Source organism: Streptomyces sp. NPDC090032 (genome assembly GCF_044748025.1).
Lineage (GTDB): Bacteria > Actinomycetota > Actinomycetes > Streptomycetales > Streptomycetaceae > Streptomyces.
Map to the genome: position 1 here is coordinate 440,753 of NZ_JBIVFF010000002.1, position 25,917 is coordinate 466,669.

Below are 25,917 nucleotides of genomic sequence, written 5' to 3' on the forward strand. Positions count from 1 at the left end.
CGGCCGGGTCTACGCGCCCCCGGGACCCCCCGGGAGACGTTCCAACGCGGCCGCCACGTCGGTGTGCCGGGCGACTTCCACCAGCGCGCGGGCCATGACCGAACCCGGCTCGCGGGCCGTGACCACGAGCCCGACCGGCACCGTCCGGGCGGGCTCGACGAGTGGCACCGCCCGCATGCCGTGCGGGACGCCGAAGACGTGCAGCCACGCGTGCGGCACGATGCTGGCCCACCGGCCCGTCCTGACATGGGCGAACAGCGCGCCCACCGAGTCGGTCTCGACCCGGGGCGAGGGCCGGGACCCGGCCTCGGCGAACACCTCGTCCAGCACCCGGCGCCCCTGCATGGAGTCGGTCAGCAGGCACAGCGGCAGCCGCGACGCCTCCGTCCACGTGGCCGTCGTCCGATGCGCCAGGGTATCGGCGGCCGTGATCAGGAGCACGTACCGCTCGTCGTACAGCGGGACGGTGTGGAAGTTCTCCGCAAGTTCCTTGTGCAGATAGGTGATTCCGGCGTCGAGCTCGAAATTCTGCAGCTGCCGCAGTATGTCCCGCGACTGGAGATCCGCTATCACCTCCACGGTCACCAGCGGGTGCTGTGCGCAGAACGGGCTCGTCAGCAGGGAGACGGCGCCGGACGCCGTCGGGACCGAGCCGATCCGCATCCGGCCGCTCAGTCCGGTGCGCAGCGCACCGACCTCGTCCTTGAGCGCGTCGCGATCGGCGAGGATCCGCTGCGCCCACACCACGATGCGTTCGCCTTCGGGCGTGAGGCCCTCGTACTTGCGGCCGCGCCGGACCAGTGGCACGTCCAGCTCCTCCTCCAGCTTGCGGATCGCCTCCGAGAGGGCGGGCTGGGAGACGTAACAGGCCTGGGCGGCGCGGGCGAAGTGGCGCTCCCGCGAGAGGGCCACCAGGTATTCGAGCTGGCGAAACAACACGCCATGGGTCTACCCGACGACCTGGGGGAAAGCCAATCGGGCTCGCTGGCCGGCGGGCGAATCATCGGTCGGGGCCGTCAGGCCACGGGCACCTGTGCCAGCCGTTCGGCACCGGTGTAGACGTTCATCGAGGAGCCGCGCAGGAAGCCGATCAGGGTCAGCCCGTTCTCGGCGGCGAGGTCCACGGCGAGCGAGGACGGGGCGGAGACGGCGGCCAGCATCGGGATTCCGGCCATCAGCGCCTTCTGCACCAGCTCGAAGGAGGCCCGGCCGCTCACCATGAGCACGCTCTCGCGAAGCGGCAGCAGCCCCTCGCGCAGTGCGTGGCCGACCACCTTGTCGACGGCGTTGTGCCGGCCGACGTCCTCGCGCAGGCACAGCATTTCCCCGTCGGCGCTGAACAGGCCCGCCGCGTGCAGGCCGCCCGTGCTGTCGAAGACCTTCTGGGCCGCCCGCAGCCGGTCCGGCAGGGCTGTCACCAGCTCGGGACCGACGCGCAGCGGATCCTCGGAGACGGTCCACGCCGCCGAGGTGCGCACCGCGTCCAGGCTGGCCTTGCCGCACAGCCCGCACGAGGACGTGGTGTAGAAGTTCCGCTCCAGGGAGGCGTCAGGGGCGGCCACACCGGGGGCCAGGGCGACGTCCACCACGTTGTACGTGTTGCCGCCGTCGGCCGTGGCGCCCGCGCAGTAACGGATCCCCGTCACATCGTCGGCGGCGTGCACCACGCCCTCGCTCACCAGGAAGCCGGCCGCGAGATCGAAGTCGTCGCCCGGTGTCCGCATGGTCACGGTGAGCGCCCGCCCGCCCACCCTGATCTCCATCGGCTCCTCGACGGCCAGGGTGTCCGGCCGGTAGGAGGACACCCCGTCCCGAACTCGCAGCACCCGCCGCCGCGCGGTCACGCGTCCCATGATGTTGCTCCTCTCCTCGGAGCAGCACTCCGATGTTGTCGACGATATGACGCATGGCGGACCCCGTCGTGCGGCCGCGCCATCAGGGAAGACTCAGGCGGCTGTACCTCGCCGTGACCGCCAGGCACAGCAGGCCCACGGCCGCCATGCCCGCCAGGAGTTCCGGGTAGACGGCGGTGCCGGTGCCCGCACCAGCGGTGAGGGCGAGCAGCAGCGGTGTGAGGAAGCCGCTGTAGGTGGCGCCCTGGTAGAGGACCGCCGTAGAGGGGTGGGCTTTCGGTGGCACGAGCCGTTCGATCTCCAGCAGCCCCGCCGCCAGGGTGAGGCCGTATCCGGCGCCGAGGAGGGCTGCCGCGGCCATCACCAGACCGGCGGAGTTCCGGTGCGCGGCGAGGGCACCCACCGTGAGTCCGCCGATCACCGTGACCATGGCGGCCAGGGTGGCCCGCGCGCTGTGCGCATGGTCCAGCCATACGGCCAGGGGCTGGACGACGATGCCCACGGTGAGCGTCAGCGCCGTCACGAGACCGCTGAAGAGCGGCGCGTAACCGGGAACCCGGTTGGCCACCAGCGGCGGCAGCACGACGTACGCCACGGTCGCGGCGCCGAACACCGCCGGGCTCGCGGGAAGCACGACCCACAGGAAGCGCCGGTTCCTGACGACCGCCCGGTGCAGGACCATGACCCGGGACGTCACCGGGGCGGCACCGGGCGTAGGCGCCGTCTCCGGTACGCGCCTGGTCGCGCCCAGGACCAGCAGGACCAGCAGACAGTGGGCGAGGCCGGGCAGCACCATCGGCTGCGGCAGCCACTCGGCGAGCGCGCCCGCCGTCACCGCACCGGCCGCGAAGCCGCCACCGCTGGCGTACGTCGCGCGCCGGTCACCGGCGTCCGGGCGTCCGGCCCCGGCCGACAGTTCCCGAAGCCATTTGGTGCCCGCGGTCAGGACGACACCTGCCGCGAATCCGGTGGCCGGCCGGCTCAGGTAGACGGCGACAGGGCTCACCGGCGCCGCCGCCAGCAGGGCGCTCGCGGCGGCGGACAGGGCCAGGGCGGGCCGGACCGTGAGGCATCGGCCGAACCTGTCCGCGGCCGGGCCGCCGAGCAGCAGGCCGGGGAGCAGACCCAGCAGATAGGTGGTGAACATCGCGGCGACCGGGACGGGAGGCCAGTGCTCCTGGGTCCGGTACACCACCGCGAGCGGAGTGAACTGGTTCGCGCCCCACCCGGCGGCGAACACCGCGGCCGCCGCCGGAAACCAACCGCGGGCGGCGCGAGATGCGGGCATGCAGGCACGTACCTTTCTGACTGGACACTGCGCTTCGGCCCGCCGGCGCGGCGAGCGGGCGCTTCGGCTCGCCGTCGTGGCGAGCGCTCCGAGGAGGGTTCCGGCACTCCCTCCCGAATTCCCGGGGAGTGCCGGAAGTTGGTCAGCCAGAATTGCTGACGGGCTCCAGACGCACCACGACTCCCTTGGAGGTGGGGCAGTTGCTGATGTCGGCGACGCTGTCCAGCGGGACCAGGACGTTCGTCTCGGGGTAGTAGGCCGCGGCGGAGCCGGGGCTGGCCGGGTAGGCGACGACCTTGAAGTTCTCGGCGCGGCGCTCCCGTTCGTCGTGCCAGACGCTGACCAGGTCGACCATGTCGCCGTCCTCGATGCCGAGCAGTTTGAGGTCGGCGGGGTTCACCATCACGACACGACGGGCGTTGTGGATGCCGCGGTAACGGTCGTTGGGCGCGTACCAGATGGTGTTCCACTGGTCGTGCGAGCGCAGCGTCTGGAGCAGCAGGTGGCCCTTCGGCACGTGCGGCATCGTGAACTCGTTCTGCGTGAACACGGCCTTGCCGCTGGGGGTGTTGAAGACGCCGCGGTTGGCCGGGTTGGGCAGGTTGAACCCACCCGGCGCGGAGACACGCTCGTTGAAGTCCTCGAAGCCCGGGATGACGCGGGAGATCCGGTCGCGGACCGTGCCGTAGTCGTCCTCGAAGCCCTGCCACGGGATGCCGTACCTGTCGCCGATCGTCGCGAGGGCCATGCGGCTGATGATGGCGACCTCGCTGAGCAGGTGCGGGGAGGCCGGCGGCAGCTTGCCGCGGGAGGCGTGCACGTCGCTCATGGAGTCCTCGACGGTGATGAACTGCTCGCCGGAGGCCTGGAAGTCCTTGTCGCTGCGGCCCAGCGTGGGCAGGATCAGCGCGGTCTCACCGCACACCGTGTGGGAACGGTTGAGCTTCGTCGAGACGTGGGCCGTCAGACTGCAGTTGCGCATCGCCTGCTCGGTCACCTCGCTGTCGGGGGTGGCCCGCACGAAGTTGCCGGCGACGCCGAGGAAGAACCTGGCGCGCTTCTCGTACATGGCACGGATGCCGTCGACGGCGTCCAGGCCGTGGTGGCTGGGCGGCGTGAAGCCGAACTCCTTGCCCAGGGAGTCCAGGAACTTCTGTGGCATCCGCTCCCACACGCCCATCGTGCGGTCGCCCTGCACGTTGCTGTGGCCGCGTACCGGGCACGCGCCCGCGCCGGGCTTGCCTATGTTGCCGCGCAGCATGAGGAAGTTGATGACTTCGCGGATCGAGGGGACACCGTGCTTGTGCTGAGTGAGGCCCATCGCCCAGCACACGATGACCGACTTGGCGTTCAGGACGCGCTCGAAGACCTCGTCGATCTCCTCGCGGGACAGGCCGGTCGCGTCGTGGATGTGCTCCCAGGTGACCTGGCGCGCGTGCTTCTCGAAGGCCTCGTAGCCGATGGTGTTCTTCTCGATGAAGGCGTGGTCGATCACCGTGCCCGGGTTGGCGTCCTCGGCCTCCAGGAGCAGCAGGTTCAGGGCCTGGAACAGGGCGAGGTCGCCGCCGGCCCGGATGTGCAGGAACTGGTCGGCGATCTGCGTGCCCTTGCCGATGATGCCGCGCGGGCGCTGCGGGTGCTTGAAGCGCAGGAGGCCGGCCTCGGGGAGGGTGTTGACGGCGACGATCTTGCCGCCGTTGCGCTTGGTCTCCTCAAGGGAGGACAGCATGCGCGGGTGGTTGGTGCCCGGGTTCTGGCCCACGACGAAGACCAGGTCGGAGTTCTCCAGGTCGTCGAGCGAGACCGTGCCCTTGCCGATGCCGAGGGTCTCCGACATCGCGGAGCCGCTGGACTCGTGGCACATGTTGGAGCAGTCCGGCAGGTTGTTGGTGCCGTAGGCGCGGGCGAAGAGCTGGAGGAGGAACGCGGCCTCGTTGTTGAGGCGGCCCGAGACGTAGAACAGGGCCTCGTCGGGGGAGGTGAGCTGCTTGAGTTCCTTGGCGAGGATGCCGAACGCCTCGTCCCAGCCGATCGGTTCGTAGTGGGTCGCGCCGGGGCGTTTGACCATCGGCTCCGTCAGCCGGCCCTGCTGGTTGAGCCAGTAGTCCGACTTGGCGTCCAGTTCGGCGATCGAGTGCTCACGGAAGAAGTCACGGGTGACGCGCCGCGAGGTGGCCTCGTCGTTGATGTGCTTGGCGCCGTTCTCGCAGTACTCGTTCATGTGCCGCTTGCCCGGCGCGGGCTCCGGCCAGGCACAGCCGGGGCAGTCGATGCCCTTGGCCTGGTTGATGTTCAGCAGCGTCAGCATGGTGCGGCGCGGCGACGTCTGGCTGAGGGAATACTCCAGCGCGTGCGTCACGGCGGGGAGGCCCGTCGCCCAGGTCTTGGGGGGCGTGACGGTCAGGTCGTCGATCGGGTCCTCGATGCTGCTGCTCATGATCTGGTCTGCCTCTTTCTTCCATGCACCTGGGCGGACGGGTCCCCGGGAAACGGCGGCCTGTTCTCCGTGTTCACTTTTACGCGGATCACTTACACGCGGTTTACATATGCGCGCCCGTTACGTTTACGCGTCAGCGCCGCAGTACCGCGAGAGAAGCTTCCTGCAATCCGTGGGGCGCGTCAAAGAGGCATTTCCGATCACCTGATAGGTACCGCTTATCAAGGCTCCTGCCCTTGTCCTGCCTGAGGTCTGAGGCTCGATAGTCCCGACCGATCATGCCATCGGGAACCCCTCTTTGACTTCAGGGAGAAACCTTCCGATGATGATCGACGAGTGCGTAAAGGTGGGGTGAAGAAAAGGAATCAGCCAAGGCTCTTGCTATTTCACGAGCCCCGGCTTCTGATATTTGACGAACTGGCCCCGACTTCTGGTATTTCTCGGGAGGGCGCAACCATGCTTGATCATCTTCCTGGCGTTCCGTCGCCCTCGCCCCTCGTGGACCGCTTCGGCCGGGTCCACACGGACCTGCGGGTCTCGCTGACCGACCGCTGCAACCTGCGGTGCACGTACTGCATGCCGGCCGAGGGGCTGGACTGGCTGCCCCGAGCCGAAGTGCTCACCGACGACGAGGTCGTACGCCTCGTACGTATCGGCACCGAGCGCCTCGGGATCACCGAAGTCCGGCTGACCGGGGGTGAGCCGCTGCTGCGCCGTGGCCTGCCCGGTCTGGTGGCCCGCCTGTCCGGCCTGGACCCGGCACCGGAACTGTCGATCACCACCAACGGCATCGGCCTGGCCCGCAGTGCGGTGGCCCTGCGCGAGGCCGGGCTCAGCCGGGTCAACGTCAGTCTGGACACACTCCGCCCGGACCGGTTCGCGCAGATCACCCGGCGCGACCGGATCAAGGACGTACTGGCCGGACTCTCGGCCGCCCGTGACGCAGGCCTGAACCCGGTGAAGATCAACGCGGTGCCGGTGCGAGGTGTCAACGACGACGAGATCGTCGACCTGACCGCGTTCGCGGCGGAGCACGGCTACCAGATGCGGTTCATCGAATCGATGCCGCTCGATGCGCAGGGTGCCTGGGACCGGGACCGGATGGTCACCGCCGCGGAGGTCCTGGACCGGCTCGGCGAGCGCTTCGAACTCGTGCCGGTCGGCCGGCAGGACAACGCGCCCGCCGAGGAGTGGCGGATCGCCGGTGCGGAGGCTCTGGTGGGTGTCATCGCCAGTGTCACCCGTCCGTTCTGCGGAACGTGCGACCGCGTGCGGCTGACGGCGGACGGGCAGTTGCGCAACTGCCTCTTCGCCACCGAGGAATCCGACCTGCGGGCGCTGCTGCGAGGTGGCGCCGACGACGCGACGGTGGAGGCGGCGTGGCGGACCTCGGTCGGCGGGAAGGGGCCCGGCCACGCGATCAACAGCCCGGAGTTCCGCCGCCCGGAACGCCCGATGTCGGCCATCGGCGGCTGACGGGCCCAGCCCCGAGAGCCTCCGAGGCGGCAAGAGGCAAGAACGAACAAGAGGCAGACAAGAGAGGTGAGCTGGATGTGTAAATGGATCGAGGACGTCAAGTCCGAACTCGACGTCGAACTTGACGCCGCGAACTGCAAGCCGACGGCGTCGGCCGAACGCTGGGCGGCCGGGCCCGGGAACAGCGCGGGCACCGCATGACAGCGACAGTCACGCACACCCCGCACGGCTCGGGGAGGGCGGCCGTGGCGGCAGACACCCACATGGCGTGGGAACAGGCCCGGCAGATAGCAAGGGACTGCGTCGGCCGGCCGCTGCCGGTCGTCACCCGACCCCTGGCGGACACGCTCGGCCACGCTCTCGCCGAACCACTGACGGCGCTCACCGATCTGCCGCCGTTCGACACGTCCGCGATGGACGGCTGGGCCGTGGCCGGACCGGGACCGTGGCTGCTGGGCGGCGCCGCCGTCCTCGCCGGCGACCGGGCGGCACCGCTCAGCGGCTACGGCACCGCCGTTCCCATCGCCACCGGCGCGCGGCTGCCGACGGGCGCAACAGCCGTACTACGCAGGGAACATGGGGAGTTCGATGCCGAGGGCGGCACGCTGCGCGAGTGCTCCACCGGGCCCGGATCGGTGGCTGCGGGCCGCGACATCCGGCCGCGTGGCCAGGAGTGCCGTGCGGGTGAAGAGCTGATGCCGGCCGGTGGCACGGTGACCCCGGCCGTGCTGGGCCTCGCGGCGGCGGCCGGGTACGACCGGCTCGCCGTGCACCGCCGTCCGACCGTCGAACTCCTGGTCCTCGGCGACGAGTTGCAGGAGTCCGGCCTGCCCCGGCACGGGCGGGTCCGCGACGCGCTCGGCCCCATGCTGCCGCCGTGGCTGCGGAGCTACGGCGCCGACGTGATCAGCCGCCGCCGGGTCGCGGACGACCCGGGAGCGCTTCGGGAAGCCGTACGCGACTCTGTTGCCGATGTCGTCGTCACCACCGGCAGCACCGCCGCGGGACCGGTGGACTTCCTGCACGCCACCCTCGAAGAGGTGGGCGCCCACCTGCTGGTCGACTCCGTCGCCGTACGGCCCGGACACCCGATGCTGCTCGCCGAACTGCCGCCCACCGCCGACGGCCGGGCACGATGGCTGGTCGGCCTGCCCGGCAACCCACTTGCCGCCGTCGCCGGCACGCTGACACTGGCCGCGCCGCTGCTGCGCCGCCTCGTCGGGCAGGGGGACCCGGAACCGCGGCTGATGCGCGCCACAGCAGCGTTGCCGGGGCACCCGCGCGACACCCGGTTGCTGCCGGTGCGGCGCGCGGACCACGAGGTGGCGCCGCTCCCGTTCGACGGCCCGGCGATGCTGCGCGGGCTGGCATGCGCCGGCGGTCTCGCGGTCGTCCCGCCCGGGGGTGTGCCTGCCGGAGGCAGCGCAAAGGTGTGGGAGGTGCCGGGACAGTGACCGCGACGACAGAGGGCACCGATGCGGAGACGCCCGCCGGCACCATCCGCTACTGGGCGGCGGCCAAGGCCGCGGCCGGCACGGTGGAGGAGCCCTATCGCGCGACGACGCTCGCGGAGGCGCTGGAGCACGCACGGTCCCGGCACGACGACCGTCCGCGGTTGGCACGGGTGCTCGGGTACTGCTCGTTCCTCGTGGACGGCCGCCCGGTTGGCGGGCGCGACCACGCTTCGGTCCTCCTCGCCCAAGGGGGAACGGTCGAGGTGCTGCCTCCGTTCGCGGGCGGCTGACCCACCCCAACCCATCACGTGCAGGCGGGAGTTCATACATCCCGCGCACACCGCACCCATGACCTCAGGATCGAACCATGCCGCACAGTCCGGCCTTCTCCGGCCCTCCCGTCCAGCTGCTCGCACTGCGCGACACCCCGCTCTCCCTGGACGAGGTGTGCGAGGCGGTGGGCGATGACACCGCCGGAGGTACCGCTGTCTTCGTCGGTACCGTGCGCAACCACGACGGGGGCAGGCCGGTGGAGGCCCTCGAGTACAGCGCCCACCCCGGCGCCGGGGGAGAGTTGCGCCGGGTGGCCGAGAAGGTCGCCGCCGACTTCCCGGTCAGCGCCCTCGCAGCCGTCCACAGGACGGGCCGTCTGGAGATCGGCGACATCGCGGTGATAGCGGCGGTCTCCTGTCCGCACCGCGCGGAGGCCTTCGCCGCCTGCGCCCGCCTGGTCGAGGACCTCAAGCACGAGGTGCCGATCTGGAAGCACCAGTTCTTCTCGGACGGCGACGAGGAGTGGGTCGGCGTGTGCTGACGCTCTTCCGCCGGTCACTGTGAGTGTGCGGTCGGCGCCTGCCCCGACCCGTCCCGCCGCGCGGGACGCCGGGCCGTCACATAGGGTCGCGGTGCTACGACAAGGCGGGAGTGCCCATGTCAGGACAGTTCGAAGCGACGTTCGTGGTCGCACGGCCCGTCGACGAGGTCTTCGAGTACCTCGCCGACGGTCGCAACGATCCGCAGTTCAGTCCGCGGGTGCTGAAGATCGAGCGGGTACCCGACACCCCGACCAACGTGGGCACCGTCTTCCGGAGCACCGTCAAGGACGCCGGGATGAGGTCCGCGAGGGAGTTCCGCATCACCGCCCTCGACGCCCCCGTGAAGATCCGGTGGGCCGAGGTGTCGAAGAACAGCGTGATGGCCCGTGAGGGCGGCTACGACCTGGAGGGGCTGCCCGACGGCAGGACCCAGGTCCGCATTTTCAACGTGCTGGAAGGCCACGGGGTGGGCAAGCTCCTCGTCGGCCTGGCGCTCTCCGCCGCCCGCAAGGACGCCGACGACTTCGGGGCCCGGATCAAGGCGGCGGCCGAGGCGGCCATCGCTCCCAGCTGACACCATTGATGCGGGCCCACACCAGCCGTCATGCGCCCACCCCACGCGAGTCAGACCGCCGGCGCGAGCCTGTCGTCCTCGTGCGCGGGCGTCAGGTGGTCGGCGGGCGTCAGGTGGCTGTGGAAGAAGTCCGTCAGCCGGGCCACCGCGGGCGTCATGTACTCGTCCTTGTCGTACAGGTCGACGTGCACCGCGCCGTCGATCCAGACGAGTTCCTTCGGGCCGCGCGCGTTCTGGAACGCGTGCACGCTCATCCAGGAGGTCACCGCCTCCCGCCCGACGACCATCATCAAGGGGCGCGGGGCAATCAGGTCGACGCGGGCGAAGGCGTCGAAGGCCGCGATGCGGTCGACGCTGCTCCAGGTCAGCGCCTTGGCGGACCGCGGATGCCGCGCACGCGGAGTGCAGTAGTAGTCCCAGCCCTCGAACACGTGCGGTCCTGCCCGGCGGGCCTCCTCCTCGGTGGCCGGGAAGAGGTCGAAGCGCTGGACCCCCTCGCCGTGCGCCTCGGCGGTGCGGGCCTGCGCGGCCGCGTCGAGCATGCCCTGGAAGACGGCGGGGTCCTGGCTGCCGTCCGCGCCGAGCCGGAACTGGCGGGAGATGTCGACGGCACTGACGGTGCCGACGGCCTTGATGCGTTGGTCGCTCGCGGCGGCCGTGATCGCGTAGCCGCCGGAGGCACAGACACCCAGCACCCCGATGCGCTCCGGGTCGACCTCGTTCCGGGTGGTCAGGAACGAGACAGCCGCCTTGAGGTCCTCGACGCGGTGGCCCGGGTCCTCCAGGCCGCGCGGCTCGCCCGCACTCTCGCCCTGGTAGGCGGCGTCGAAGGCGAGGGTGATGAAGCCCTGGCCGGCGAGGCGCCGCGCGTACAGCCCCGCGGTCTGTTCCTTGACGCCGCTGCCGGGGTGGCCGACGACGACCGCCGGTCCGGGGGCGCCGTCCACGCCGTCCGGGGTGTAGAGGTGGCCGGCGAGCGTCAGGCCGTCGCTGGGGAAGGTGACGTCGGTGCGCATGGTGGTTCACTCCAGTCGTACGTCGAGGGGGAGGGGCCTCGGGGGAATGGGGCGGCGGGCCCGGTGGGCACCGGTTTCCCCGGCTTCCCTCGGCCACGTCACCACCATCGGCCCGCCGCTCCCGGGGTGCCAGGGAGGGCTCTGCCTATGCGCGCCAGTACCAGGCACGCGGCCGAGGCTGCGAGGACACTGGAGAGATGGCATCCGCGAACACTCCGGCCGGCGACAATGAGCTGGGCGACTTCCTGCGCTCCCGCCGCGCCGTCCTCGACCCGCAGCGGGCGGGCTTCCCGGACGACGGCCGCCTGCGCCGCGTGCCGGGACTGCGCCGGGAGGAGCTCGCCCAGCTCGCGCACGTGAGCATCGACTACGTCGTCCGTCTTGAACAGGGGCGCACCCGACGAGTGTCCCGTCCCGTCCTCGACGCCCTCGCCGACGCGCTTCAACTCGCTCCGGACGAGCGTGCCTACCTCTTCACGCTCGCCGACGTGGCCCCCGCCGCACCGGCGCGCCGGCCCGGCCGCCCGGAGGTCGCACCGGAGCTGCGGCAACTCCTCGACACCATGGACAACGTGCCCGCCATGGTGCTGCACCGCGGCATGGACGTGCTGGCGTGGAACCCCGCGGCCGCCGCGCTGCTCACCGACTTCGGTGCCCTCGCACCGGCCGAGCGCAACCTGATCCGGCTGACCTTCCTCGACGCGGACTTCCGTGCCCTGTACGCGGATTGGCCCCGCGCCGCCCGCGAGTGCGTCGCCGTCCTGCGCATGGAGACGGGCCGCACCCCTCACGACCCGGCGCTGGCCGCCCTGGTCGGCGAGCTCAGCGTCCGCGACCCCGACTTCCGTACCTGGTGGGCCGGCCACCAGGTACGCGGGCCGCGCCGGCTCACCAAGACCTACGTCCACCCGGTGGCGGGGAGCCTCACTCTCGATGTCCAGCAGTTCACCGTGGACACCCACCCCGAGCAGTTCCTCGTCGCCTACACCGCCCCACCCGACTCCCCGTCGCACGAGGCGCTGCGCTTCCTGCTCCAGTGGTCCGCCACGCCCGCGACCGCCCGCGACCCACATACTCCTCACCAGCGCAGAACTGGCGCAGGACCGGCATAGGCATCGGAATGGTCACCATCAGGTACCAGCCCGAGCACCCCCGCAACCTGAGCGACCCGTGGCCGGTCTACCTGGCAGAGAACGCTTCGAACGCATCGAGCGCCCTGCGAGGAAAGGCCGACCATGGGGGACACACGCAGACGGGGAGCCGTCGCACTGGGGATCACCGGACTTGTCGCACCGCTGACACTCGCGCTGGGCGCCGCGCCCGCGCAGGCGGCGAGCTGCACGACCTCGACCGGTCCCTATCAGAAGCAGGTGGAGCGGTTCCTCGGCCGACCGGTCGACGGAAAGCAGTCCGCCGCCGACTGCAAGGCCGTCCAGGCCTTTCAGAACAAGCACGGGATCACCCCGAACATCGGCTACGCGGGGCCTGTCACGTGGGGCGTCATGGACCTCATGAACAAGCAGAAGGCCGTCGGCAGCAACCCCAACAAGGACGGTAAATGCCCCGTCAACAAGGGGCGCATCGCCTGTGTGAACCTGACGCTGCAGCTCAGCTGGATCCAGGACGGCAAGAAGCTCGTCTACGGGCCGGTGCCCGTCCGCACGGGCCGTAACGGCTACGAGACCCGCACCGGCCTGAAGAAGATCTACTGGCGGCACATCGACCACGTGTCGAGCATCTACAACGTGCCCATGCCCTACAGCCAGTTCTTCGACGGCGGCCAGGCCTTCCACTCGGTCGGCGTGAGCATGTGGAACCCGCCCGGCTCGCACGGCTGCGTCAACATGACCAGCACCACCGCGAAGAAGTTCTGGTCCCTGCTGAAGACTGGCGACGACGTCTACGTCTACGGGCGCAAGCCGGGCACCTGATCCCGACGGGCGGCCGCGGGTTCCCCGCTGTCCTTATTCCCCTACTGTTATGCGTTCCAGGTAGGGGAATTGACGGACAGTCATAGAGCGGAGCGCGTGCGGTGGCGTCGGGGGAAACGAACCGTGGCGAGCTGATCGGCAAGGTACTCGGGGGGCGTTACCGCGTCATCTCGATGATCGGGCGCGGCGGCATGGGGGTGATCGCCCGGGCGGTGGACGAACTGCTCAACAGAGAGGTCGCCGTCAAGATCCTCAGAGCCTTCACCGACGCGTCCGCATCCGATCTGTCCGATCTTCGGCGCGGCCGAGCAGCGACGGCGGCGCCACGGCCTCGCAGCCGCCGGCCCCTCTCACGTCCAAGCCGAGCTCGGTGTCGAAGAGTTGCGGCGGCTGGACCCACCGCGACCCGAACCCGGGCACGTACGGCTACATGTCCGGCAGCCACCACATCGTGACCGGGCCCTCCCAGACGTGCTCCTCCGTCGCCCTGGCCGAGAACGGCTCGAAGCTCTGGTACCACCGCTCGGTCGTCAACGCGCACGGCCGCAACTGGACCTACGTCCGGGTGGCGGGAACGAACACGTCGGGCTGGATGTCCAACGACAACCTCGCCAACCAGTCGGGTGCGTCGACGCGCTGCTGAGCCGTCCCCGGCAGCAGTGGCTCAGCCCGTCCCGTAGCGCGCTTCGATCCCCGCGATCACCAGGGCGAGACCGTCCTCGAAGTGCTGCTCGTAGTCCTCGAAGATCTCCGCGCCCGCCGCGGCCGACAGCGGGAAGTCGGCCATCCGGCGGGCGCGTTCGTCGATGTCGTACCCCTCGCGGCGCTCGCCCGGCAGGGGCTGGACGCCCTGCTCCTCGGTGACGAAGCCGAGCGTGTACATGTACGCGGTCGTGGTGGCGCGCACCGCCTGGGCGAGCGTGAATCCGGCGTCGGCGAACAGCCGCAGCGTCCTCTCCATCTCGACCGCGTGCAGCGTGCCGGTGAAGCGTGAGCCACTGAAGACCTTGGCGCCGTCGCGGTGGCTCAGGAGCGCGGAGCGCAGTCCGCGGTTCGCCGTCAGCAGGCACTCGCGCCAGGTGGCGTCGGGCGTGAGCGGGTCGTCGGCGGTCATGCGGCGGTACATCTCCGTCGCCATCTCGTCCAGCAGCTCCTGCTTGTTCTTGAAGTGCCAGTAGAGCGCGGGCGCCTGAACGTTCAGCTCCTTGGCGATGGCGCGGAGCGTGAGGCCGTCGAGGCCGACGTCGTTGAGCAGGCGCAGCGCGGTGTCGACGACCTGCGTCTTGTCCAGCTTGGGGGATCTCCGGGTAGCCACCTTGACAGTTTAACGCCGTTAAGCGCATGCTGCGAAGCATGGGCCTTAACGGCGTTAAGGAGCTGGCCATGGACACACGTACAGACGCGATCACGCACACAGACGCGATCACACAGACCGAGGTCATCGTCGTCGGCGCCGGGCCGACCGGCCTCGCCCTGGCTGTCGACCTGGCCCGGCGCGGCGTCGACGCCCTGGTCGTCGAGCGGGCGGACGCGCTCTTCCCCGGATCGCGAGGCAAGGGGATCCAGCCGCGCACGCGGGAGGTCTTCCACGATCTCGGCGTGCTGGACGCGATCCACGCCGCGGGCGGCCCCTATCCCGTCGGGATGATCTGGCAGGACGGCGTCCGGGTCGGCGAGTACAGGATGTTCGACCCGGCGGAGGCGAGCGACGACTCCCCGTACGCCGAGCCGTGGATGGTGCCGCAGTGGCGCACGCAGCAGATCCTGTTCGAGCGGCTCATGGGGCTCGGCGGCCGGGTGGAGTTCGGCCGTGAGCTGGTGGCGGTGGAACAGGACGCGGACACGGTGACCGCGCACTTCGCCGCCGGAGGTGCGGTCCGCGCCCGGTACGCCGTCGCGGCCGACGGCGGACGCTCGACCGTGCGCCGCGCGCTGGGCATCGCCATGACCGGCGAGACCGTCGACCCGCGTCCGATGCTCGTGGCGGACGTGCGCATCAGCGGCCTCGACCGCGACAACTGGCATGTCTTCCCGGCCCGCGAGGGAAGCGACGGTTTCCTCGCGATCTGCCCGCTCGCCGGCACCGAGGACTTCCAGGTCTCCGCGCAGTTCCCCGAGGCAGCCGTGCCCGGCCTCTCTCTCGACGACATCCGCAAGGTGGTCGCCGCGCGCTCCCACCTGGCGCCCGAGGACGTGACCGAGGTGCGCTGGGCGTCGGACTTCCGGCCGCGGGCCGCGCTCGCCGACCGCTTCCGCGCGGGGCGCGTCCTCCTGGCCGGGGACGCCGCACACGTCCACTCGCCGGCCGGGGGCCAGGGGCTGAACACCAGCGTCCAGGACGCGTACAACCTGGGGTGGAAGCTGGGCGCGGTGCTGCGCGACGGCGCCCCGGACTCCCTCGTCGAGACGTACGAGGAGGAGCGCCGCCCGGTCGCCGCGCACATGCTAGGCATCTCGACGGGCGTGCACCGCGGCGAGATCCGCCGCGGCGAGGTGACCCGCCAACTCGGCCTGGGCTACCGCGAATCGTCACTCGCGGTGGACACCCGCACGACCGCGGGCCCGGTGCGGGCGGGGGACCGGGCGCCGGACGGAACGGTGGACGGCATCCGCCTCTTCGACGCCTTCCGCGGCCCCCACTGGACGCTGCTCACGGTCGGCACGGACACCGGACTCCCCGCGCTCGGCGTCCCCACCGTCCGTATCCCGGCCTGCGAGGCGTACGGCACGGGCGTGTACCTCGTCCGGCCCGACGGATACGTGGGGTGGGTGGGCGACACAGCCGACGGCCTCGCGCAGTACGCGCGCCGGATGGGTCTTCAGGGCACGCGAGCGACCCCGACGTAGAAGCCGCTGAGCTCCGGCTCGGGCGCGGGCGAGTCCTTGTACCACCGCGTCGACGTCACCAGCCCCGGATCCACCAGCTCCAGACCCTCGAAGAACGGCTCGACCTCGGCCCGCGTACGCATCCGCAACGGGATCTCGCCCTGCCGGTACGTGTTCTTCACCGTCTTCGCGAGGTGCGGGTGCTCATCGGTGGTGCCGTGGGAGAGCACGAAGTAACTGCCCGAGGGCAGTGCGTCGATGACGGACCGCGCCAGGCCGTAGGGGTCCTCTTCGTCGGTGATGAAGTGCATCAGGGCGACCATGGACAGCGCGATGGGCCGGGTGAAGTCCAGGAACGTACGCGCGTGGTCGAGGATGACCTGGGGCTGCCGGACGTCCGCCTCGATGTAGTCGGTCGCGCCCTCGGGGGTGCTGACCAGCAGGGCCTGAGCGTGCCGCAGCACGATGGGGTCGTTGTCGGCGTACGCGACCCGCGCCGACGGCACGATCGACTGCACGATCTGGTGCAGGTTCGGCTTGGTCGGGATGCCCGTGCCGATGTCGAGGAACTGGTCGATGCCGTTGCCGGCCAGCCAGGCCGCCGCGCGGTGCATGAACGCCCGGTTGCGCACGGCGCTGAGGCGCGACTCCGGCGGCAGCTTCTCCGCGACTTCCTGATCGACCGGATAGTTGTCCTTGCCGCCCAGCAGCCAGTCGTAGACACGCGCCGGATGGGCCCTGCTCGTGTCGATGCGGGTTCCGGAGGACTGTGCCGTCATGCGTGACTCCAGCGTGTACTAGATCGCTGACCGACTTGCCGGGACCGCTGCGCGCCCCCTGGGTCAGGCCGTGAAGGACCTCGCGATTATGTCACTGGCCACGCCGTGGCGCAGAGTTGTCAGGGTAACTCCGCCGCAGGTCATCTCACCTCTGGTGACGGCGAGTTGAAGAATGGCGACCGGGGGAGGAGGCGGGACTCCGTACGGCGGGCGGCGCCTTCCACGCCGTACCGAGCCCGTCTCCTCTCAGCGAGTCGGTCAGGCCGTGTTCAGTGTCAGGCCGTACCTGTTCAGGATCTCGTTGATCGGCTGGTACCAGGTCTCGCCGCCGCCGGAGCAGTCGCCCCAGCCGCCCGAGGTGACTCCCTGGGCCTGGTCGCCGCTGATGAACGAGCCGCCCGAGTCGCCCGGTTCGGCGCACACGCTCGTCTTGGTCATCTCGTGCACCGCGCCCTGGCTGTAGTTCACGGTCTCGTTCTTGGCCAGCACATTGCCGCAGTGCCAGTGCGAGGTGGAGCCCGAGCGGCAGATGGACGCGCCGATCGGGGCCTCGGCCGAGCCGCGCACCAGCTGGTCGGGGACGGTGCCCCAGCCGAGGACCACGGGGACGGTCCACCAGCCGCTGCCGACGTTGACCCAGGCGTAGTCGTTGTCCGGGAACGACGACCCCTGGAAGTTGCCGATGTACGAACCGTCCCAGCCGTTCACCGCGGCGCCGGCGCCGCTGCAGTGGCCGGCCGTGACGAATCCGCCGATCACCGAGAAGCCGATCGAGCAGCGCACGTTGCCCGTGTAGTAGGGGTCCCCTCCGACCGTGCCGGCGGCGAGGGTGCGGGGCGCGTGGGCCGTCTTCCCGACGGTGACAGGACCTGCCTCACGGGCCTGCGCGAGGAAGTGCCTGACATCGTTGTCGCCCTGCCGTCCGGCCAGGGTCTCGATCACGATCCGGTTGGACTTCGGATCGACGTGCCAACTTGCCACGCCCTTGGGGGCCTTGAGTGCGTCGATGCGTTCCTTCGTCGCGTCGAGCTGCTTGGCGGTGTACTTCACCAGCTTGGCCTCGGCGCCCGTCGACCGTACGGCCGCGGCCTTGTTCCGGTCGGTGACGGCCACGGTCAGCCGGCCGCTCTCGGGTGTGAACCACGCGCCGCCGTAGGACGATCCGGCGGCCCGCCGTGCCTTTCCTTCGACGGCCGTGGCCTTCTTCTCCGCTTTCAGCCGCGCCTCGGCCTGGCTCTTGGTGAGGCCGAAGTCGCTCTGCATCGCGGCGAGCATGGCGCCGGAGGCCGGTGCCTTCTCGTCCGCGGGGGTGGCGGCACCGGCCGAGGCCGGCATGAACCCGGCCGACACTCCGGCGACGAGTAATGCGGACAGGGCGATGCGCAGGGGTTTCGTGCGTCTCATGGGGTTGGCCCTTCGTTGTTCCAGCTTCGTGGGGGTGGAACAGCAAAGCCTGGGAGCGCTCCCAGGAAATGCCCGCTGGGAGCGTATCGAAGGATCATGGGCAGGTCCATGCCAATACCAATGCATTACTGCGGCCTGCGGGAGACGGCCGGCCCGGTCAACGCCAAGCCCCTGACTGCCTGTTGACGACGGCACTGACTCTTCATCACTGCGCCATATTGCCGGGGTTCGTTGGGCAACTGGGACCCCGATGATGACGAGGGCATGCCATATTCGATCGCGCGTGTCCCACCCCCCCACGGTTCCCCAGGAGGACGCAGTGAAGAAGAGCCCGCGGATCCGCAGAGCGGCATTCACCCTCGGCAGCGCTGTCGCGCTGGTCATCGTTTTCCCCGGCATCGCGCTCGCGGACCCGCCCCCGGCACTGCCCGCCAACGCGGACGGCCTCGAGCAGACGTTCCAACCGGCCTATGACTACGACGGTGACGGCTGCTACCCGACGCCCGCCATCGGCCCCGACGGCACCATCAACCCCGGCCTCAACCCGTCCGGGGCCGTCAACGGCCAGTGCCACGACTCCTGGGACCTCGACAGCACCAACGGATACGCCCGCTCCAAGTGCAACAACGGCTGGTGCGCCATCATCTATGGCCTCTACTTCGAGAAGGACCAGGCCGTCGCGGGCAGCGGACTCGGCGGACACCGCAACGACTGGGAACACGTCGTGGTGTGGGTGCAGGACAACGAGGCCAAGTACGTCTCCACCTCGGCCCACGGCAACTTCAACGTCTACAGCCGTGACCAGATCCTTTGGGACGGCACCCACCCCAAGGCCGTCTACCACAAGGACGGCCTGGGCACGCACTGCTTCCGCCCCGCGACCGCCAACGACGAGCCGCCGGAGAACCACCGCCACACCTGGCAGTTCCCGAGCCTCGTCGGCTGGAACGGTTACCCCGAGGGCCTGCGCGAGAAGCTCAGCCAGGCCGACTTCGGCAGCGCGGTCTTCGGCCTCAAGGACGGCAACTTCAACTACCACCTCGAGAAGGCCGAGCCGGCCGGCATACCTTTCGACCCCAACGCCTGAGCGGGGACGGACCGGTCGGCTGCCTCGGCCCGAACATGGGCACCGGCGCCCGGCCACCGGGGGGCGCGGTGCCCACCGGTCCGTCCAGAGGGAGGTGGCGGGTCCCGGCGCCGGGAAGTTACCCTGCGCTGCGGCGCTGATCGGCGGAGATTGGCCGCCGACCCCCTGGGAGGTCTTTCGTGGACGTATCACTTCCGGTCCTCCTGGAGGACCACCCGGTCATCGCCAGCGTCATCGACGACGACGGGCTGCGCGCCGTCCTGGACTCGGAGTGCAAGGTCGTCTTCCTGCTGTACGGGTCGCTGCTGAACCTCCCGGCGATCGTGCGGCAGCTCAAGGACAGCGGCAAGGTCGTCCTGGTCAACGTGGACCTGCTCGAAGGGTTCAGCGGCAAGGACATCGTGGTGCAGTACGTGAAGGAGCACACCTCCGCCGACGGGGTGCTCAGCTCCAAGGCGCACATGGTGCGCGCCGCCCGCGAGGTCGGCCTGTTCGCCGTGCACCGGTTCTTCCTCATCGACTCGAAGTCGTACCGCAACCTCGCGCCGCAGGTTCGCCAGTCCAAGGCGGACTGTGTGGAGATCCTGCCGGGCTGCATGCCGCGGGTCATCTCCTGGGCCGTCCAGGACATCGAAGTGCCCCTCATCGCGGGCGGGCTCGTGTGTGACCGCGAAGACGTTTTCGCCGCGCTGAAGGCGGGAGCCGCGGCCATCGCCTCGTCGAATCGTGAGGTCTGGGCCATGTAAGGGAATGTGACGCCGGACTCCATTGACACTGCCGATCGGCCCTGCCTAACATGGCGAACGCACCCGGAGTTCATGTCCTGGACACGGGCGCGATAATCGAATAAGGGTTCCGGCCTCGCGCCGGGACAGTTACTAGAGACCAGAGAACAGTAACCTCCGAACATCGGAGTTTGCTGTTCTTTTTTTGTGCCCATTTCCTGTCCACGACGAGGTGGCTGCGGTGATCCGGATGAACAAGGCCCAGAAGTGGCTGAGCTTCTTCGCGCTCTCCATGACCGGCGGAATCATTTTCCAGGTCGCCTACATCAGGTTCGTGTACCTCGAACCTACCTATACGGCGCTGAATCTCAGCTCGCAGCAGTACGGGAACATCATCTCGGCATTCGGGGCCGTGGCCATCGTCATGTATTTCTTCGGCGGCTGGTTCTCCGACAAGTTCTCGCCGAAACTTCTCATCGTCATTTCGCTCGTCGGAATGGGAATCGCCGATATCTACCTCGCCACCGTTCCAGGCTTCTGGGGAGTGGTGGCGGCGCACATCGCGATGGCCGTCGTCGGCATGGGTCTGTACTGGTCCGCGCTGGTGAAGTCGATCAGCATGCTCGGCGACTCCGGCGAGCAGGGCCGGCTCTTCGGCTTCCTCGAAGGCACCCGCGGCATCGTCTCGACGGCCATCGGCTTCATCGGGACAGCGATCGTCGCCGCCTCCGTCGTGCCCGCGCACGGAGTCCTCACGCTGATCCGGATCTACGGCGTGCTGAGCTTCGTCTTCGCCGCGATCGTGTGGTTCGTCGTCCGCGAGGACAAGACGAGGCTCGCCGGGCTCGACTCGGCGACCGTCACCCTCAAGCAGCTGCTCGCCGCGGCCTGCAACCGGTACACCTGGCTCATCGGCGGCACCGCCATGCTGATGTACTGCTTCTACACGACGCTCGGCTACTTCTCGCCGCTGCTCCAGGACAACTACGGCGTCTCCGCCTCCATGATCGCCGTCATCGGGGTCGTGCGGTCCTACGTCTTCCAGTTCGTGGCCGGGCCCGCGGGCGGCGTCGTCGTGGACAAGGTGACCCGCTCCAGCGCGTTGTTCCTGCGCTGGATGTTCGCCGGCAGCGCCGTGCTCGCCGCCCTCTTCCTCGTACTGCCGCGCACCGCCTCGCTCGCCTGGCTCGCGCTGGTGATGATGTTCGTCCTGTGCGCACTGGTCTTCGCCTCGCGCGGCGTCTACTGGTCCACGGTCGGCGAGGTGGAGGTACCGGAGCAGGAGCGCGGGGGAGTCATCGGGCTGGCATCCGGGCTCGCGTATCTGCCGGACGCGTTCCTGCCGTCCCTGTGCGCCTGGTGGATCGGCGACTCGTCGGCAAGCCCGAAGGTGCCCGAACAAGGGGGCGGCTACAGCGCGCTGTTCGTCTTCCTGCTCGTGGCCGCACTGCTCGGCCTGGTGATGACGACGCTCACCGCCCGCACCCGCCGGCGTGAACTGGCCGCCCGGCACACGGCCCCCGTCAGCGACCCCGTCCCGGCAGGGGTGTGATCGCCGGGTCCTTCGACTCGCCGCCCCGAGCGCGTAGAACGTATCCATACAAAGACTTGCAAGCATCGCAAAGATTAGTAAAGCGTCACGAAGAGTAAGAAGATCGGCAGGCATCACATGGACATCACGGACTTCTCCCGGGACTTCTTCTCCCTCGACGGGAAGAACGCGATCGTCACCGGGGGCAACACCGGCCTCGGTCAGGCGTTCTCCCTCGCCCTCGCCAAGGCGGGCGCCAACGTCCTCGTCCCGGCGCTCGCCGACGACGGTGGCGAGACGCGCAAGCTGATCGAGGCCGAGGGCCGGCGCATGGAGTTCCTCGAGGCCGACATCACGGGGGCCGGCGTGCCCCGGCAGGTCGTCGAGACTTGCGTGGACACCCTCGGGTCGGTCGACATCCTGGTGAACTCGGCGGGCATCTGCAATCTCGCCTCCGTCGAGGAGTTCGACCGCGCCGCGTGGGACCCGATGCTGGCCGTGAACCTCACCGCCCCCTTCGAACTCGCCCACGAGGCAACGAAGTTCATGATCCCGCAGCGCTCCGGGAAGATCATCAACATCGCCTCGCTGTTCTCCTTCCTGGGCGGCCAGATGTCCCCCGCGTACGCCGCCACCAAGCACGGCATCGCCGGCTTCACCAAGGCGTACTGCGACGAGCTCGCCCAGCACAACATCCAGGTCAACGCGATCGCCCCGGGCTACTTCGCCACCAAGATCACCGAAGCCACGCGCGCCAACCACGAGACCAACCAGCGCGTCCTCGACCACATCCCGGCCGGCCGCTGGGGCGATGTCGCCGACCTCATGGGCGCCACCGTCTTCCTCGCCAGCCGCGCCGCCGACTACGTCAACGGCCATGTCCTGACCGTCGACGGCGGCTATCTCGTCCGCTGACCCCGACCCGACACCCACTTCTCCCTCGCCCCCACACGTACACACCCACGTACAAAGAAGGTTGATCCACATGGTGCAGTCCGCATCGAAGCTGAACCGAGAAGAGATCGTCGACCGCCTCACCTCCCTGGTCGGCGCGGGCGCGGTCGTCACCGACGAGCAGCAGCTGCGCGAGGCGAGCGTCGACCGCTTCAAGAAGTACCAGGCGGTGCACGGCATCTACGACGCCCCGCCGCCCGCCGCGATCGTCAACGCCACCAGCGTGGACGACGTGTCGAAGGTGCTCGCGTTCGCCGACGAGAACCGCATCAACATCGTGGCCCGCACCGGCCGCACCGGCACCGAGGGCGGCCTGGAGACGGCCGTCACCGACACAATCGTCCTCGACGGCTCGGGCCTCGACGAGATCATCAAGATCGACGAAGAGAACATGCAGGTCACCGCCGGGTGCGGCGTCCAGCTCCAGGTCCTTGAGGACACGCTGCGCGCCAAGGGCTACACGACCGGGCACTCCCCGCAGTCCAAGCCGCTCGCGCAGATGGGCGGGCTCGTCTCGACGCGCTCGATCGGCCAGTTCTCCACGCTGTACGGCGCGATCGAGGACATGGTCGTCGGCCTGGAGGCGGTCTTCCCCGACGGCACCGTCAGCCGCATCAAGAACGTCCCGCGGCGCGCGACCGGCCCGGACATCCGGCACATCGTCATCGGCAACGAGGGCGCCCTGTGCTACATCACCGAGGTCACGGTGAAGATCTTCAAGTACCAGCCGGAGAACAACGAGTTCCACGGCTACCTCGTCGACGACATGGCGACGGGCACCGCCATCATCCGCGAGGTCGTCGTCGGCGGCTTCAAGCCGTCCGTGGTACGTGTCTACTCGCCCGAGGACGCCGGCCAGCACTTCTCGCACTTCTCGAAGGGCAAGTGCGTCGTCGTCTTCGTCGCCGAGGGCCCCAAGGGCATCGTGCGTGCCACCAGCGACGAGATCGAGCGCGTCGCCGGGCAGCACGAGCACGAGAAGGTCGACCCGAAGCTCATCGAGGCCTGGTTCGACAACCTCAATTGGGGCCCGGACAAGATCGAGGCGGAGAAGGAGGTCATGCGTGCCAAGGCCGAGCTCGGCTACACCACCGAGGTCTCCTGCGACTGGTCGAAGGTCACCGAGCTGTACGGCGCCGTCATGAACCGCATCCGCACCGAGTACCCGCACGCCGACGACCTCACGCTGCTCGGCGCCCACTCCTCGCACAGCTACCAGACGGGTACGAACCTCTACTTCGTCTACGACTACAAGATCAACTGTGAGCCGGAGGAGGAGATCAACAAGTACCACGTGCCGCTCAACGCGATCATCGTCGAGGAGGCGCTGCGCGTCGGCGGCTCGATGGTCCACCACCACGGCGTCGGCAAGTACCGCACCGCATGGACGAAGCAGGAGCACGGCAGCGCGTACCACATGCTGGTCAAGCTCAAGGAGGCGTTCGACCCGAACGGGATCATGAACAAGGGAACGATCTTCCCGCTCGACGCCTGATCCCCAACTGTCGTACAGGGGGCCGCCGTCGGCCGGCGGCCCCCTCCTCTCTCGCACCCCGGAGTGGGCCATGACTCGCTACTTCATCGGCATCGACAACGGCTCCCAGAGCTCGAAGGTGACCGTTTTCGACGAACACGGCCGGGCCGTCTGCGAGGGACGGCAGAGCCTGCGTCCGTACGCCACCCCGCGCCCCGGCGTCGTGGAACACCCGGACGACGACCTGTGGACGTCGATCGGAGAGGCCAGCCGCCAGGCCATGGCCGCCTTCCCCGGCGACGTGGCCGACATCGTCGGCGTCGGCCTGTGCACGATCCGCTTCTGCCGTGCCGTCCTCAAGGCCGACGGTACACTCGCCCAGCCGGTGATGAGCTGGATGGACGCACGGGTCTCGCGCCCCTACGAGCACACCCTCCCCGAGGCGCGGTACGTCACCACGTCCTCCGGCTACATCAGCCACCGCATGACCGGCGTCTTCCAGGACACTGCCGCCAACTACGCGGGCGACTCATGGCCGTTGGACTCCGGCACCTGGCAGTGGACGACCGACGACACCGTTCTCGCCAAGTCCGGCATCCCGCGGGAGATGCTCTTCGACCTCGTGATGCCGGGCGACGTCCTCGGCACGGTGACCGCCGACGCGGCCCGCCACACCGGCATCCCCGAGGGCCTGCCCGTCGTGGCGACCGCCAACGACAAGGCAGTTGAGGCCCTGGGCTGCGGGCTGCGCGCCGGCGACACGCTCCTCATCTCCCTCGGTACGTACGTGGCCGGCATGACCGTCGGGGACAGGAACGTGCCCGACGCCTCCGACTTCTGGACCAACTACGCCTGCATGCCGCACTCCTACCTCTACGAGAGCTTCGGCGTGCGCCGCGGCATGTGGACGGTGAGCTGGCTGCGCGACCTGCTCGGCGAGGAGGCGGTCGCGGGAGCGCGCGCCGCGGGTCTGTCCGTCGAGGACTACCTGAACGCCGAGGCGGCGAAAGTCCCGCCCGGTTGCGACGGTCTGATGACGGTGCTCGACTGGCTGGCGCCCACCGACGCCCCGTACCGCAAGGGCACGATCCTCGGCTTCGACGGCCGCCAGGGCCGCTTCCACATGTACCGCTCGATCCTCGAAGCGCTCGCCCTGTCCATCCACGCCACCGGCACCCACATGGCCACCGAACTCGGCACCACCTACCGGCACACCGTCATCTCCGGCGGCGGCTCCGGCTCCGACCTCATGATGCAGATCTACGCCGATGTCTTCGGCATCCCGGCCCACCGCGCCGAGGTCAACAACGCGGCCGGGCTCGGCTCCGCGATCTGCGCGGCGGTCGGACTCGGCGCGTACAAGACGTTCGACGAGGCGATCGACGCGATGGTCCGCCCCGGCGCGGAGTTCACACCCGACCAGGCCAACCACGACCTGTATCGGCGCCTCGGCAGGGTGTACCGGGACATTCGCGAACACACGGACGGGATCTACCGGCGGTCGTACGACGTCTTCGGCTGACGGCTGACGGCTGACGGCTGACGGCTGACGGCTGACGGCTGCGCGTGTCGCTCCACCCATGTGATGCCGTAGCCGCAGGGCGAGGTGGAGAGGCAGCGCCTGGGGTGTGCCGGTGGGTCGCCGCCGAGGAGGTCGAAGGCGCGCTGGAGCCGGGCGTACAGCGACTGGAGAGCTTTCCCCATCTGGATCTGGCCGCTGATGGAGGCAACGGCCCGCGCGGTGGGGCCGCACCGCGCGGGCCTGGTTCGGCGGCTTGCACGTCGCCGTTTGTCGTGTCAGACGGAGCCGAGGTCGGCCGACAGCCAGTGCTCCGGGCGGATGTGGAAGGTGACCTGCGCGCCATGCTCGGCGGTGGCCGCCTTCACGTATCCCTCGACCTTGTCGGCGGGCAGATAGCGGGCCGCGAGATCGGTCAACTCCTGGACCGTGGACGTGACTTCCGACGTCACCGGGCCCTCAACGGTCACGTAGCGGACCGTGGGATCGAGGCGTTCGACCATGAGCGAGATGCGTCCGGCGGCCCTGATGGCCTTCGCCTTGGCGGAATCCCGGCCGGTCATGAACCAGAAGGCGCCGCCCGGCTCGTACCAGTACCAGATGGGGACCGTCAGGGGCGCACGGCCGGGCTGAGCACGTGCGACGGCCAGGGCACCGATGTGGGGTTCGGCCAGGAACGCCTCGCGCTCGTGGAGCGGAAGGGGCATAGCGACTCCTCGTGTATGTCGATCACGTCGGGCAGGTCGAGAAGCAGTCTTCAACGCCGGTCACGGG

At 69.5% G+C, this 25,917-nt stretch carries 25 protein-coding genes; 16 read left to right on the forward strand and 9 right to left on the reverse strand.

The window, feature by feature from the left end:
- Nucleotides 1-9: 9 nt before the first annotated feature.
- From ACIPWY_RS05695 to ACIPWY_RS05710, 4 genes are all read right to left on the reverse strand, one after another.
- Complete coding sequence (locus ACIPWY_RS05695) at nt 10-939, reverse strand: LysR family transcriptional regulator (RefSeq protein WP_393698649.1); 930 nt, start codon at nt 937-939, stop codon at nt 10-12.
- Between the two features lie 77 nt (nt 940-1,016).
- Complete coding sequence (fdhD, locus tag ACIPWY_RS05700; protein WP_362900598.1) at nt 1,017-1,853, reverse strand: formate dehydrogenase accessory sulfurtransferase FdhD; 837 nt, start codon at nt 1,851-1,853, stop codon at nt 1,017-1,019.
- Between the two features lie 82 nt (nt 1,854-1,935).
- A complete protein-coding gene (locus ACIPWY_RS05705) occupies nt 1,936-3,141 on the reverse strand; it encodes an MFS transporter (protein ID WP_401532321.1) in 1,206 nt (401 codons plus the stop codon).
- 142 nt (nt 3,142-3,283) lie between these two features.
- Nucleotides 3,284-5,578 (reverse strand): FdhF/YdeP family oxidoreductase, encoded by a 2,295-nt coding sequence (locus ACIPWY_RS05710; protein ID WP_401532322.1) that lies wholly within the window; start codon nt 5,576-5,578, stop codon nt 3,284-3,286.
- Nucleotides 5,579-6,034: 456 nt separating this feature from the next.
- Here ACIPWY_RS05710 and moaA point away from each other — a divergent pair, with 456 nt between their 5' ends.
- The 6 genes from moaA to ACIPWY_RS05740 all read left to right on the forward strand — a co-directional run bounded on the left by moaA (nt 6,035) and on the right by ACIPWY_RS05740 (nt 9,897).
- A complete protein-coding gene (gene moaA, locus ACIPWY_RS05715) occupies nt 6,035-7,054 on the forward strand; it encodes a GTP 3',8-cyclase MoaA (protein ID WP_393698657.1) in 1,020 nt (339 codons plus the stop codon).
- Between the two features lie 75 nt (nt 7,055-7,129).
- Entirely contained in the window at nt 7,130-7,255 is a 126-nt protein-coding gene (locus tag ACIPWY_RS05720) for a hypothetical protein (protein WP_401532323.1), read from the forward strand.
- Nucleotides 7,256-7,317: 62 nt separating this feature from the next.
- On the forward strand, nt 7,318-8,508 hold the full coding sequence (locus tag ACIPWY_RS05725; protein ID WP_401532422.1) for a molybdopterin molybdotransferase MoeA: 1,191 nt from the start codon (nt 7,318-7,320) through the stop codon (nt 8,506-8,508).
- Nucleotides 8,505-8,798, forward strand: a complete 294-nt coding sequence (locus tag ACIPWY_RS05730) for a MoaD/ThiS family protein (RefSeq protein ID WP_401532324.1) — start codon at nt 8,505-8,507, stop codon at nt 8,796-8,798. Before ACIPWY_RS05725 ends, ACIPWY_RS05730 begins: the two co-directional genes overlap by 4 nt.
- A gap of 77 nt (nt 8,799-8,875) precedes the next feature.
- Nucleotides 8,876-9,322 (forward strand): molybdenum cofactor biosynthesis protein MoaE, encoded by a 447-nt coding sequence (locus tag ACIPWY_RS05735; RefSeq protein ID WP_401532325.1) that lies wholly within the window; start codon nt 8,876-8,878, stop codon nt 9,320-9,322.
- Nucleotides 9,323-9,438: 116 nt separating this feature from the next.
- Nucleotides 9,439-9,897: an SRPBCC family protein gene (locus tag ACIPWY_RS05740; RefSeq protein WP_401532326.1), complete on the forward strand. Its 459-nt coding sequence runs from the start codon at nt 9,439-9,441 to the stop codon at nt 9,895-9,897.
- A 50-nt stretch (nt 9,898-9,947) separates the two neighbouring features.
- Here the strand turns inward: ACIPWY_RS05740 and ACIPWY_RS05745 are convergent, their stop codons facing one another.
- The gene (locus tag ACIPWY_RS05745) at nt 9,948-10,913 is read right to left on the reverse strand and encodes an alpha/beta hydrolase (RefSeq protein ID WP_401532327.1); all 966 of its coding nucleotides are present in this window, start codon (nt 10,911-10,913) and stop codon (nt 9,948-9,950) included.
- 197 nt (nt 10,914-11,110) lie between these two features.
- On the opposite strand from ACIPWY_RS05745, the gene ACIPWY_RS05750 reads away from it, so the two are divergent.
- The 3 genes from ACIPWY_RS05750 (at nt 11,111) to ACIPWY_RS05760 (ending at nt 13,487) form a co-directional block, all read left to right on the forward strand.
- Nucleotides 11,111-12,025, forward strand: coding sequence for a helix-turn-helix transcriptional regulator (locus ACIPWY_RS05750; protein ID WP_401532328.1), 915 nt, complete (start codon nt 11,111-11,113; stop codon nt 12,023-12,025).
- Between the two features lie 123 nt (nt 12,026-12,148).
- A complete protein-coding gene (locus ACIPWY_RS05755) occupies nt 12,149-12,844 on the forward strand; it encodes a L,D-transpeptidase family protein (RefSeq protein ID WP_362900578.1) in 696 nt (231 codons plus the stop codon).
- Between the two features lie 370 nt (nt 12,845-13,214).
- Complete coding sequence (locus ACIPWY_RS05760) at nt 13,215-13,487, forward strand: hypothetical protein (protein ID WP_393698667.1); 273 nt, start codon at nt 13,215-13,217, stop codon at nt 13,485-13,487.
- Between the two features lie 21 nt (nt 13,488-13,508).
- Here the strand turns inward: ACIPWY_RS05760 and ACIPWY_RS05765 are convergent, their stop codons facing one another.
- Nucleotides 13,509-14,159 carry a TetR/AcrR family transcriptional regulator C-terminal domain-containing protein gene (locus tag ACIPWY_RS05765; protein WP_362900575.1) on the reverse strand — a complete coding sequence of 217 codons (651 nt, stop codon included), beginning with the start codon at nt 14,157-14,159 and terminating at the stop codon, nt 13,509-13,511.
- A gap of 38 nt (nt 14,160-14,197) precedes the next feature.
- Between ACIPWY_RS05765 and ACIPWY_RS05770 the strand changes: the two genes are divergently transcribed.
- Nucleotides 14,198-15,691 carry an FAD-dependent oxidoreductase gene (locus ACIPWY_RS05770; RefSeq protein WP_401532329.1) on the forward strand — a complete coding sequence of 498 codons (1,494 nt, stop codon included), beginning with the start codon at nt 14,198-14,200 and terminating at the stop codon, nt 15,689-15,691.
- Here ACIPWY_RS05770 and ACIPWY_RS05775 read toward each other — a convergent pair.
- Nucleotides 15,664-16,449 (reverse strand): SAM-dependent methyltransferase, encoded by a 786-nt coding sequence (locus ACIPWY_RS05775; RefSeq protein ID WP_362900571.1) that lies wholly within the window; start codon nt 16,447-16,449, stop codon nt 15,664-15,666. The genes ACIPWY_RS05770 and ACIPWY_RS05775 overlap by 28 nt on opposite strands.
- Before the next feature lie 258 nt (nt 16,450-16,707).
- Complete coding sequence (locus tag ACIPWY_RS05780) at nt 16,708-17,853, reverse strand: S1 family peptidase (RefSeq protein WP_393698671.1); 1,146 nt, start codon at nt 17,851-17,853, stop codon at nt 16,708-16,710.
- Nucleotides 17,854-18,172: 319 nt separating this feature from the next.
- Here ACIPWY_RS05780 and ACIPWY_RS05785 point away from each other — a divergent pair, with 319 nt between their 5' ends.
- The 6 genes from ACIPWY_RS05785 to ACIPWY_RS05810 all read left to right on the forward strand — a co-directional run bounded on the left by ACIPWY_RS05785 (nt 18,173) and on the right by ACIPWY_RS05810 (nt 25,146).
- The gene (locus tag ACIPWY_RS05785; protein WP_393698673.1) at nt 18,173-18,940 is read left to right on the forward strand and encodes an NPP1 family protein; all 768 of its coding nucleotides are present in this window, start codon (nt 18,173-18,175) and stop codon (nt 18,938-18,940) included.
- A 179-nt stretch (nt 18,941-19,119) separates the two neighbouring features.
- Nucleotides 19,120-19,686 carry a glycerol-3-phosphate responsive antiterminator gene (locus ACIPWY_RS05790; RefSeq protein ID WP_362900565.1) on the forward strand — a complete coding sequence of 189 codons (567 nt, stop codon included), beginning with the start codon at nt 19,120-19,122 and terminating at the stop codon, nt 19,684-19,686.
- Nucleotides 19,687-19,915: 229 nt separating this feature from the next.
- Nucleotides 19,916-21,217, forward strand: a complete 1,302-nt coding sequence (locus ACIPWY_RS05795; RefSeq protein WP_401532330.1) for a nitrate/nitrite transporter — start codon at nt 19,916-19,918, stop codon at nt 21,215-21,217.
- Nucleotides 21,218-21,334: 117 nt separating this feature from the next.
- Nucleotides 21,335-22,111, forward strand: coding sequence for an SDR family oxidoreductase (locus ACIPWY_RS05800; protein WP_362900561.1), 777 nt, complete (start codon nt 21,335-21,337; stop codon nt 22,109-22,111).
- A gap of 70 nt (nt 22,112-22,181) precedes the next feature.
- Nucleotides 22,182-23,645: an FAD-binding oxidoreductase gene (locus ACIPWY_RS05805; protein ID WP_362900559.1), complete on the forward strand. Its 1,464-nt coding sequence runs from the start codon at nt 22,182-22,184 to the stop codon at nt 23,643-23,645.
- Between the two features lie 70 nt (nt 23,646-23,715).
- The gene (locus ACIPWY_RS05810; RefSeq protein WP_401532331.1) at nt 23,716-25,146 is read left to right on the forward strand and encodes an FGGY-family carbohydrate kinase; all 1,431 of its coding nucleotides are present in this window, start codon (nt 23,716-23,718) and stop codon (nt 25,144-25,146) included.
- A gap of 275 nt (nt 25,147-25,421) precedes the next feature.
- Here ACIPWY_RS05810 and ACIPWY_RS05815 read toward each other — a convergent pair whose 3' ends face one another.
- Nucleotides 25,422-25,850, reverse strand: coding sequence for a pyridoxamine 5'-phosphate oxidase family protein (locus ACIPWY_RS05815; protein WP_401532332.1), 429 nt, complete (start codon nt 25,848-25,850; stop codon nt 25,422-25,424).
- Between the last annotated feature and the right edge of the window lie 67 nt (nt 25,851-25,917).